The organism is Elusimicrobiaceae bacterium (genome assembly GCA_028700325.1).
Classification (GTDB): domain Bacteria; phylum Elusimicrobiota; class Elusimicrobia; order Elusimicrobiales; family Elusimicrobiaceae; genus JAQVSV01.
The window spans coordinates 1-10,009 of the sequence record JAQVSV010000073.1 but is presented as its reverse complement, the minus strand read 5'-3'; the positions used below and the strand labels follow the sequence as shown (position 1 = coordinate 10,009).

10 protein-coding genes and 2 tRNA genes are annotated in these 10,009 nt (G+C 57.9%); all 12 read left to right on the top strand.

The features are described 5' to 3' along the window. Window positions 1-70: 70 nt before the first annotated feature. On the top strand, window positions 71-418 hold the full coding sequence (locus tag PHW69_08520) for a hypothetical protein (protein MDD4005228.1): 348 nt from the start codon (window positions 71-73) through the stop codon (window positions 416-418). Beyond that, window positions 415-1,596 carry a DegT/DnrJ/EryC1/StrS family aminotransferase gene (locus tag PHW69_08515; GenBank protein ID MDD4005227.1) on the top strand — a complete coding sequence of 394 codons (1,182 nt, stop codon included), beginning with the start codon at window positions 415-417 and terminating at the stop codon, window positions 1,594-1,596. Before PHW69_08520 ends, PHW69_08515 begins: the two co-directional genes overlap by 4 nt. Before the next feature lie 10 nt (window positions 1,597-1,606). Beyond that, window positions 1,607-2,551 (top strand): glycosyltransferase, encoded by a 945-nt coding sequence (locus PHW69_08510; protein MDD4005226.1) that lies wholly within the window; start codon window positions 1,607-1,609, stop codon window positions 2,549-2,551. Window positions 2,552-2,553: 2 nt separating this feature from the next. Continuing rightward, window positions 2,554-3,501 (top strand): formyltransferase, encoded by a 948-nt coding sequence (locus PHW69_08505; GenBank protein MDD4005225.1) that lies wholly within the window; start codon window positions 2,554-2,556, stop codon window positions 3,499-3,501. Further along, a complete protein-coding gene (locus PHW69_08500; GenBank protein ID MDD4005224.1) occupies window positions 3,498-4,559 on the top strand; it encodes a bifunctional UDP-4-keto-pentose/UDP-xylose synthase in 1,062 nt (353 codons plus the stop codon). Before PHW69_08505 ends, PHW69_08500 begins: the two co-directional genes overlap by 4 nt. Before the next feature lie 76 nt (window positions 4,560-4,635). After that, a complete protein-coding gene (locus PHW69_08495; GenBank protein MDD4005223.1) occupies window positions 4,636-5,544 on the top strand; it encodes a polysaccharide deacetylase family protein in 909 nt (302 codons plus the stop codon). Window positions 5,545-5,596: 52 nt separating this feature from the next. Further along, entirely contained in the window at window positions 5,597-6,103 is a 507-nt protein-coding gene (locus tag PHW69_08490) for a hypothetical protein (GenBank protein ID MDD4005222.1), read from the top strand. A 313-nt stretch (window positions 6,104-6,416) separates the two neighbouring features. Beyond that, a tRNA-Lys gene (locus tag PHW69_08485) sits at window positions 6,417-6,488 on the top strand. Window positions 6,489-6,559: 71 nt separating this feature from the next. Further along, a tRNA-Leu gene (locus PHW69_08480) sits at window positions 6,560-6,639 on the top strand. Window positions 6,640-6,680: 41 nt separating this feature from the next. Then, window positions 6,681-7,958: a trigger factor gene (gene tig / locus PHW69_08475; GenBank protein MDD4005221.1), complete on the top strand. Its 1,278-nt coding sequence runs from the start codon at window positions 6,681-6,683 to the stop codon at window positions 7,956-7,958. A 1-nt stretch (window position 7,959) separates the two neighbouring features. Then, window positions 7,960-8,559 carry an ATP-dependent Clp protease proteolytic subunit gene (locus tag PHW69_08470; protein MDD4005220.1) on the top strand — a complete coding sequence of 200 codons (600 nt, stop codon included), beginning with the start codon at window positions 7,960-7,962 and terminating at the stop codon, window positions 8,557-8,559. A 2-nt stretch (window positions 8,560-8,561) separates the two neighbouring features. Continuing rightward, window positions 8,562-10,009 (top strand): LON peptidase substrate-binding domain-containing protein (locus PHW69_08465; GenBank protein ID MDD4005219.1); only part of this gene is annotated, 1,448 nt, incomplete at its 3' end.

Sequence of the window (10,009 nt, the reverse complement as noted above, 5' to 3'; positions counted from 1 at the left end):
TTTCCTCCTATCTCTACATCATGGGCGTATTCTGGAAATTTTGCATTAATGCCGCAAGGAGATGGCGCGGATGATCATGGCCGAGCATCAGCCGGGCGAGAAAATCATTTCGTTCGACGCGTTCTGGGAACGCAACATGCAAAGCCTCACCTTTTACACGGGCCGGCGGGTGCAGGTGTTCGGTTCGCAGGGCGAGCTTGCTTTCGGCGCGGCGCACGACACTCATGCGCGGGAAAATTTTCCGCCGCTTGAGGACGTGTACGCCCTGCTCAAAGCCGAGCCGCGCGTATATGTGGTGCTCCGGCCCGACCGGCTTAAGGAGCTGATGTCAGCCGCCGGCAAACCGCTTTATCTTGCGCCGGGCCTGCCCGGCAAACTGCTTCTTCTGTCCAATAAACCCTGGAGGGTGAAATCATGACTTTGACTGAACCGGGAAGAACCGCCTTTCTGCCTTTTTCCACGCCGGATCTGGGCGAGGAGGAAGCGGCCGAAGTGCGCCAGTCGCTGCTGTCGGGCTGGCTGACCACGGGGCCGAAAGTGGAAAAGTTCACAAGGGATTTTCTGGCTTATGTAAACGCGCCGCACGGCGTGGCGCTCAATTCCGCAACGGCGGGGCTGCATATCGCGCAGGCGGCGATCGGCCTCAAGCCCTTTGACGAGGTTATCACTTCACCGCTTACTTTCACCGCCACAGCCAACACCACGCTGCACGTCGGCGCGAAACCGGTTTTCTGCGATATTGATCCCGATACCTATAACATGGATCCGGTCAGGCTGGCGGAAGCCGCCGGGCCCAACACCAAAGCGGTCATTCCGGTGCATTTCGCGGGTCTGCCCTGCGATCTGGACCAGATCAGCGCGGTCGCCCGCAAATACGGCGCCGTGGTCATCGAGGACGCCGCCCACGCGGTCGGCGCGGAATACAAGGGCCGCAAGCTCGGCGCGCTCAGCGAGATGACGGTTTTTTCGTTCCATCCCAACAAAAACATGACCACCGGCGAGGGCGGGCTGGTGTCGTTTGCCGACGGGAAATATCTCAAGCCGCTTGCCATACTGGGCTTTCACGGAATAGACAAGACTTCGTGGACCGGTTACCCCGACCGGGTGGTGCAGGACTATGACGTGGTTGAAGCCGGCTTCAAATACAACATGCTTGATCTTCAGGCCGCGATCGGCATTCATCAGCTCAAAAAACTCGACCGGTTCAACGCGCGCCGAGCCGCCATCGCCGCGTATTACAAGCGCGAACTGGCGGATGTTGAAGAATTGCACATTCCCCGGCTGCCCGCCTACGCGCACAAACACGCCTGGCACCTGTTCTGCCCGCTTGTGAAAACCGAAAAACTTGATATCACGCGCGCGGATTTCATGAACGAGCTTAAAGCCCTTAACATAGGCACCGGCCTGCACTACCGCGCGATCCATGAACACCCGCTGTACCGGCGGCTGGGGTTCAGGCAGGGCATGTTTCCGAAAGCGGAATACGCGGGCCGGCGGATAGTGTCGCTGCCGCTTTTTCCGAAAATGACCGACCGGGACGCGGAAGACGTTGTCAAAGCCGTCAAGTGCGTCCTTGCGCGGCACCTTAATAAATAAAGGAATACCGATGCCAAGCGAAATTGCCGTTTCCGTTGTAATTCCGGTTTATAACGAGCAGGAGAACATTGAAGAGCTGTACCGCCGCCTCAGGGTCGCGCTTGCCGCAATGGGCGACACCTTCGAAATAATTTTTGTTGACGACGGCAGCAGCGACAATTCCCTGGAACTGCTCACCGGCTATGCCGCGAAAGACAATACCGTCAGGGTGGTCGAGTTCTCGCGCAATTTCGGCCAGCATGCCGCGGTTATGGCCGGCATGGAAGCGAGTGCCGGCGAGGTGGTGGTCACGCTCGACGCCGACCTGCAGAACCCGCCCGAGGAAATTCCCAAACTGGTCGCCAAGGTGCGCGAGGGTTACGAGGCTGTTGGCGGCTGGCGTCAGGACCGGGACGATAATATCCTGCGCAAAATTCCCTCCCGGGTTCTTAATTCTCTCAGCGCGCATCTTTTCGGAGTGAAGCTCAAGGACTATGGATGCATGCTGCGCGCCTACGACCGTTCTATAGTGGACCAGCTTGTGCAGTGCCCGGAAGTGAACACCTATATCCCCGCGCTGGCCAATTCGTTCGCGCGGCGGGTGGCGGAAATTCCTGTTGCGCACGCGGCCCGCGCGCGCGGCGAATCCAAGTACGGGCTTATACGGCTTTTGCGGCTTAATTTCGATCTGATGACCGGGTTTTCTCTGCTGCCGATACAGGCGGTCGGGCTTGCCGGAGTATTTGTTTCGCTGGGCGGACTGGCGTTCGCGGTTTTCCTGTTCATTCGCCGGCTGATCATAGGCCCGGAAGCCGAGGGCATGTTCACCCTGTTCGCCATTCTGTTCGTGTTTGTGGGGCTTCAGCTGCTTGCGCTGGGCGTGGTGGGTGAATATATCGGGCGCATTTACATGGAAGTGCGCCGCCGTCCGCGATTCGTGATCCGCCATGTGCATTCCGGAAAAGAGGAGAAATAAACATGCGTGCAATAATTTTCGCTTATCAGGAACTGGGGTATATCTGCCTTGAGGAAGTGCTTAAGGCCAGGTATGAGGTGGCGGCCGTAATAACCCACCCGGACAATCCGGGCGAGGAAATCTGGTTCCGTTCTGTCGCCGGACTGGCAAGAGAACACGATATCCCGGTTTACGAAACGGATACCTTCAAAAGGGATGACTGGCATGACCGGATCGCCGCGCTCAAACCGGACATAATGTTTTCCTGCATGTTCAGGAAAATGATCCATTCGGACATTCTCGCGCTCGCGCCGGAGGGCGCGTACAATCTGCATCCGTCTTACCTGCCGAAATACCGGGGCCGCTGCCCGGCCAACTGGGCGCTGGCAAACGGCGAAAGTTATACCGGGCTGACGCTGCACCGCATGGTCAGAAGCGCGGATGCGGGCAATATCGTCTCGCAGGTGAAAGTGCCGATCGGGCCGGCGGACGACGTGCGCGATCTCTACGCCAGTTTTGCCGCCGCCCTGCCGGGTTTCATCGCGGGGCCGCTGCGCGCCATGAAAACGGGCCGCCACACCGAAACCCCGCAGGACGACAGCGAGGCTACGGTGTTTGGCGGGCGCACGCCGCAGGACGGGGCGATTGACTGGGCGTGGCCCGCGCTGAAAATCCACAATCTTGTCCGCGCTGTGGCGCATCCCTATCCCGGCGCGTTTTGCGACTGCGGGCAACGGGGCAGACTGTTTATCTGGAAAACGGAGCCGCCGGCTGACTGCGCCGCGCCGGACGGCGCGGTTCCGGGTTCGGTTTTGTCGGTCAATCCGCCGAGCGTGCGATGCGGCGAAGGCATTTTGGTTCCAAAAATACTACAATGGGAAAACGGGCCGGAACTGCCGGCGCAGGAATTTGCAGCAAAATACAATCTCAGGCCCGGCGATTTAATCACCGCAAGGAGCGAAGCCAAATGAAGGTACTGATCTTAGGCGTGAACGGTTTTATCGGACATCATCTTACCCGCGCTATTGTGGAGAAAACCGACTGGGAAGTTTACGGAATGGACATAGCCGACGACCGCGTCAGGCCCATGCTGGGCGAGAAACGGTTTCACTTCGCCGAGGGCGACATTTCCATTCACCGCGAATGGATCGAGTATCACGTCAAGAAGTGCGACATCGTGCTGCCGCTTGTGGCTATAGCCACTCCCAAGGTTTATGTGAAGGATCCGTTGCGGGTTTTCAATCTGGATTTCGAGGAAAACCTCAAAATCGTGCGCTATTGCGTGGCGCATAAAAAACACATCGTGTTCCCCTCCACTTCCGAGATTTACGGCATGTGCGCCGACCCGGAATTCAACGAAGACACGTCCAACCTTATCGTCGGGCCCATCCACAGCCAGCGGTGGATCTACAGCGTTTCCAAACAGCTGCTCGACCGGGTTATCTGGGCCTACGGCCAGCATTCCGGCCTGCGTTTTACGATTTTCCGGCCTTTTAACTGGATCGGCCCCGGGCTTGACGGCCTTAACGCCGCCAAGGAAGGTTCTTCGCGGGTGCTGACCCAGTTTTTGTGGGATATCCTGCGCGGCAAGCCGCTCCAGATTGTTAACGGCGGTTCCCAGCGGCGGTGTTTCACCTATGTGTCGGACGGGGTGGACGGGCTGGTGCGAATCATCGGGCATCAGGGCAAAGATCATTACGGCGAGATCTTCAATTTCGGCAATCCTGACGCGGACAAGTCAATTCTGGAGCTGGCTGAAACGCTGGTGAAAGTTTACAACGCGCATCCGCTCAAGCCGGCCAATCTGCCTGCCCCGCGCATCGAAATGGTCAGCCAGGAGAATTTCTACGGCAAGGATTATCAGGACATGGAACGGCGCAAGCCGTCAGTAGCCAAGGCCAAGCGGATCCTGGGCTGGGAGCCGCAGGTGGATTTCGAAACCGCGATCCGCAAGACAGTTGATTTCTATCTGGATCTGTACCGCCGCACGCCCGACGCGGAACTGGAAGACAACGCCGAGGCTCTCTGACCGGCGTTCCGTTTTCCGCAATTCTTCGCCGGCGCGCCGTTCTGACAGCGGCGCGCCGGTTTTTCAGGGGTAACTCATGATCGCCTTGAAAGTGGATATTGATACCCGCGAGGGCCTGAAAAACGGGCTGCCCGCCCTGCTGGATTTTTTCAGGGAGCAGGGCATAAAGGCTTCGTTTTACGTTTCGTTCGGGCCGGACGAAAGCGGCAAGGCCGTGCGCCGGATTTTTACGAAGAAAGGTTTTCTGAAAAAGATGTTCCGCACCAACGCGGCCAGGCTGTACGGGTTTAAAACCATGCTCTACGGCACCGTGCTGCCGGCTCCGCTTGTCGGCGCGGGGTTTCCCGAACTGGCAAGGCGGATTACGGCGGAAGGTCACGAGGCCGGGGTTCACGCGTGGAGCCATGTCCGGTGGCAGGACGGGCTGGACGGCTTGAGCCCGGCGGAAATCAATCAGGAACTCGACCGCGCGATAAAAGTCTACCGCGATATTTACGGCGCGGATCCCGCCGGGTTCGCCGCGCCCGCGTGGAAAATCAACGTCAAAGCGCTTGAAGCGCTCGGGAAAAAAGGCTTTAAATACCTGTCAATCGGGCGCGGGCCGGAGCCGGCGCTGCCGTCGCTTGAGAATGTGGCGCTTGCCATCCCGGAAATTCCCACCACTTTGCCGACACTCGATGAAATACTCGCGTGGGACGGCGCTGACCGCGCTTTCGCGCTTTCCTCGCTCGCCAGCCTGCCGGGGCGTGACAGGCTCAATGTTTATACTCTGCATACCGAGGCCGAAGGCTCGGCTTATCTGCCCTTTTTCAAGGAACTGACAGCGGCGTGGCGCGGGCGGGGTTTTTCTTTTGTCCGGCTGGACGAAACAGCCGCGAAACTGGATCTTGAAACCCTGCCGTCCCGCCCTTATACGCAGGGCGAACTGGCGGGCCGCGCAGGCGCGGTCGCGCTGGTGACTGATTTCGGCAGAGCCGCTGTTTAACCGCTTGCAGTGCCGGCGGGTTATGCTAAAATACCAGCAGGAGCGGATGCCTATGAAAGGCAATATTGAAATCAAATGGTTTTTTGCCATTGTGGTGTTGCTGTCCGGGTGTGTTTTCAGAACATGGCAGGGGAGGAAGGTTATGAAATTCGGGTATTTGGCCGGTATCGCGGTTTTAATGTTTTGCGGAGCGGGTTTTGCGGCGGAGGAGAGTGTTGCGGTGTCATCCGAAGCGGCGGTTGCTGCCAGTACGGCGGCTCCGGCGCGGTTCAGCGCCGACAAACTGTCCGCCACCGACGGTATAGAACGCGGCATCATGGATCTGGAGGCGCTCTACTGGGCCTGGCGGATAGCCGAGGTAAAGGATGTCGCTTATGACGGTATTGACGCTTACGCGCGGAACTGGCCCGTAAAGCCGGGCACGCGGGCGCAGATCCTCAAAAAGATCAAGGCGCATCTTGACGCGGGCACCGCCCGCGCCCTTACGGCCGGGGAAACCAGGCGGTATAATGACGCAAAAACCGCGCCCCGCGCGGTTCTTTTCGACGGCGGCAAATAATGCCGGCCTGTCCGCGCGGAGAGTCGTGACCGTGATATGAAATGGAAATATCCGGCCGCAGGCACCGCGCGCGACTTCACGCAGGGTGGAAACAGAAGATACCTCCGCGCGAAGCCCCGCCGCTGACCGAGCCTGATAAGCGTATGCAAATAAGCTCCGGGGGCGGTTAAACTGCTCTCGTTTCTGCCGCGCGAAGCCCGCGCGTGCCCGGCGAAAATATGCTAATATTAACATAGCCGCATGCACTGCCCTCGCACGGGCTGGAAACTTGCGGCTTTTCCGGATTTTTTGTATACTGGCTGTACAGAAGCACGGGCCATTAGCTCAATGGTAGAGCAGACGCCTCTTAAGCGTAAGGTTACAGGTTCGAGTCCCGTATGGCCCAAGGCAGATTTACAACATCCGGAAACCGGGGCGCGAGCCCGCAGTGAAACAGGTTTCCGGCTGTTTTTTTATGGACGGGTGGCGGAATTGGTAGACGCGTACGGCTTAGGACCGTATGCATATGCGTACGGGTTCGAGTCCCGTCCCGTCCAGAAAACTCAATCTCTATCATTACTTCAGGAGGCAGGCTGACATGACCGCGACAAAAACACAGACCGTCAAAGTGAAACGGCTTAAAGAAGAAGGCTGCACCATCGAACTGGCGATTACCGCCGCAGAGGAACTGACCAGCGAGTCATTCCAGGACGCGCTTGTGCGTGTGCAGGCCAAGGCGCGCGTGCCGGGTTTCAGGCAGGGCAAGGCCCCTCTTGCGATGCTTAAGCAGCATTACAGCGGCGCGATAAAAGAGCAGGCGCTCGACATAGCGGTCCGAAAAAGCGTTGATCTGGCGCTGGAATCGGAAAAACTGAACCCGGTTGTCACTCCGGTCATCAGAAAACTGGATTTTGACGAACACAAGCCGCTTTCCATGGAACTGGAAGTCGAGGTTTCCCCCACCGTCGAGCCGAAAAAATACACCGGCGCGAAAGTGAAACGCACCGCTCCGAAGGTTGACGACAGCGCGGCGGACGCCGAAATCAGCCAGATGCTGGAGTACAATTCGCATCTGGAAGCGGTGGACGGCGAGGAAGCGGGCGGCAGCCATTTCGTGATCGTAAGCTATGCCGGCACGAAGGACGGCGCGCCGGTCAAGGGTTTTTCATCCGACGGCGAAATGATTGACATGTCGGCTCCGCAGACGATAGCCGGCATGGCCGAAGCGGTCGCCGGAGCGAAGAAAGGCGACGTGCGCGAGTTTGAGACGGAAGTCGCGGGGACGGGGAAAGTGAAAGTGTCCGTCACCGTAACCGAGATCAAAAAGAAAGTGCTGCCCGAGCTTAACGACGAGTTCGCCAGGAAAATGGGTTTTGACACGGTGGCCGCGCTGCGCGAGCGGATCGTGGAGTCGCTGAAAAAAGACGCGGAAGCCAAAAGCGAGAGCGACGTGGTCCGCCAGATAGAGGATCATCTGCTTAACGAGAACGAGTTTGCCATACCCAAAAGCCTGCTGGAGCACCATGTGGAATCGTCGCTGAAGCGGTTTTCGGCCCAGATGTTCGGCAATGCCGACTACAAAATGCCGGACGCGCAGAAAAAGAACCTGAGCGAAAAAATACGTCCCAACTCCGAACGCGACATAAAAGTGGGGTACCTGATCCATGCGATCGCGCGGAAGGAAAATCTGGTGGCCGCGGAGGCTGATTTCGAGGCCGAACTGAACCGCAATCTGGAGCTGGCCCGCAACGACGACGAGAAGAAGAAAACCCGCGAGTTTTTCAGCGCGCGCCGCCCGGACGTGCTCATCACGCTGACCGAGCGCAAGGTGATAGAGTATCTCAAGCAGAACGCGAAAATCACGGAGGCCAAATAATATGCTGGTACCCACAATTATTGAAAAAAGCAACGGTTCGATGGTCGGCTATGACATTTTCTCCCGCCTGCTCAAGGACAGGATCGTGTTCGTGGGCGGCCCCGACGGCGACGTAAGCACCGAAACCGCCAACCTCATCATTTCGCAGCTGCTGTATCTCGACGCGGAGGATTCCGAGCAGGAGATCAACCTCTACATCAACTCGCCCGGCGGGCTGGTGACGGCGGGTCTGGCGGTGTATGACACCATGCAGTACATCAAAGCCCCCATTACTACGATCTGCATGGGCATGGCCATGTCGTTCGGCGCGGTGCTGCTGGCGGCCGGTTCCAAAGGCAAGCGGTATGCGCTGCCGCACTCGCGCATCATGATCCACCAGCCGCTGATCTGGGGCCACGGCATTTCCGGGCAGGTGACGGATATTGAAATAGAGAGCAAGGAACTCATGCGCACGAAAGAGGGCCTGCTTGACATTCTGGCGCACCATACGGGTCAGACCGCGGCCCAGATCCGCGCGGACAGCGAGCGCAATTATTACATGTCCGCCCAGGAAGCCAAGGATTACGGCATCATTGACGAAGTTCTGAAACTGAAAAAGTGAAAATGAAGATAAACATCACTCCCAAAACGCAAGACGGGCGCGAACCCGTCCCCGCGCCGGAACTGCCTGAAAACCTGCCGGTGGTGACTATTCGTGACGTGGTTATGTTTCCCGGAATGGCGCTGCCGCTTTCTGTTGACCGTGAGAAATCGGTGAACGCGATCGAGGCGGGCCTTAAAAAGGACAAGCACATTCTGGCGGTTACCCAGAAGGACCCGCTGAACGACGAGCCTCAGCCGGAGGATCTGTATCATTACGGCGTGGTGAGCACGATAGCGCAGTCGCTTAAAATGCCCGACGGGTCCATCAAGGTGTTTCTGCAGGGCGTAACGCGGGCCAAGGCGCTCGATATCTATTTTGACGACGCCGCCAAGTCCTGGTACGCGCAAGTGGAGTACCCGGAAGCGAAATATTCTGTAACTCCCCAGACCGAGGCGCTTATGCGCCAGGCGCTGGACTCGTTTGAGCAGTACGCCAAAGTGTCGCGGCGGATCGGGGTGGAGGCGGTTTCGTTTTTCCGCCAGACGGCGGACCCTTCCAAACTGGCCGACACTATCGCTTCCAATATAGTCATCAAAAGCGCGGACCGGCAGGAACTGCTGGAACAGCCGGACCCGAAGCTGAGGCTTGAGAAACTGGTCGAGATACTGGCCAGCGAAGTGGAAATCCTTTCGATCGAGGAGAAGATCCATTCCGAAGTGCGCGGCAAAATCGAGCAGTCGCAGAAAGAGTATTACCTTAACGAGCAGCTCAAGGCGATCCAGAAAGAACTGAACCAGAAAGATGATTTTCATAAGGAACTCGACGAAATGCGCGAGGCGATCAAAGCCAACAAGCTGAGCGCGGAAGCCGCCGAAGCCGCCACAAAGGAGCTGGACCGGCTGGACAAGATGGCGCCGTTTTCGCCGGAAGCCACGGTGTCGAAAAGCTACCTTGACTGGCTGATCAACCTGCCGTGGGACAAAAGCACGGAAGACATTCTCGAAATAAAGAAAGCGAAAAAGATTCTTGACGACGACCATTACGGCCTGCAAAAGCCGAAGGAACGGGTGCTCGAGTATATCGCGGTGACGAAACTCACCGGCGAACTGCGCGGGCCGGTGCTGTGTTTTGTGGGGCCTCCGGGCGTGGGCAAAACATCGCTCGCCAAATCCATCGCGCGCGCGATCGGGCGGAAATTCGTGCGGGTATCGCTCGGCGGGGTGCGGGACGAAAGCGAAATCCGCGGGCACCGGCGCACCTATATCGGCTCGCTGCCGGGCCGCATCATGCAGAATATCGCGAAAGTCAAAACCAATAACCCGGTGTTTCTGCTCGACGAGATAGACAAAATGGGCATGGACTGGCGGGGTGACCCGTCGGCCGCGTTGCTTGAGGTTCTGGATCCGGAGCAGAACAGGGATTTTTCCGACCATTACATTGACGTGCCGTTCGATATCTCCAAAGTGAT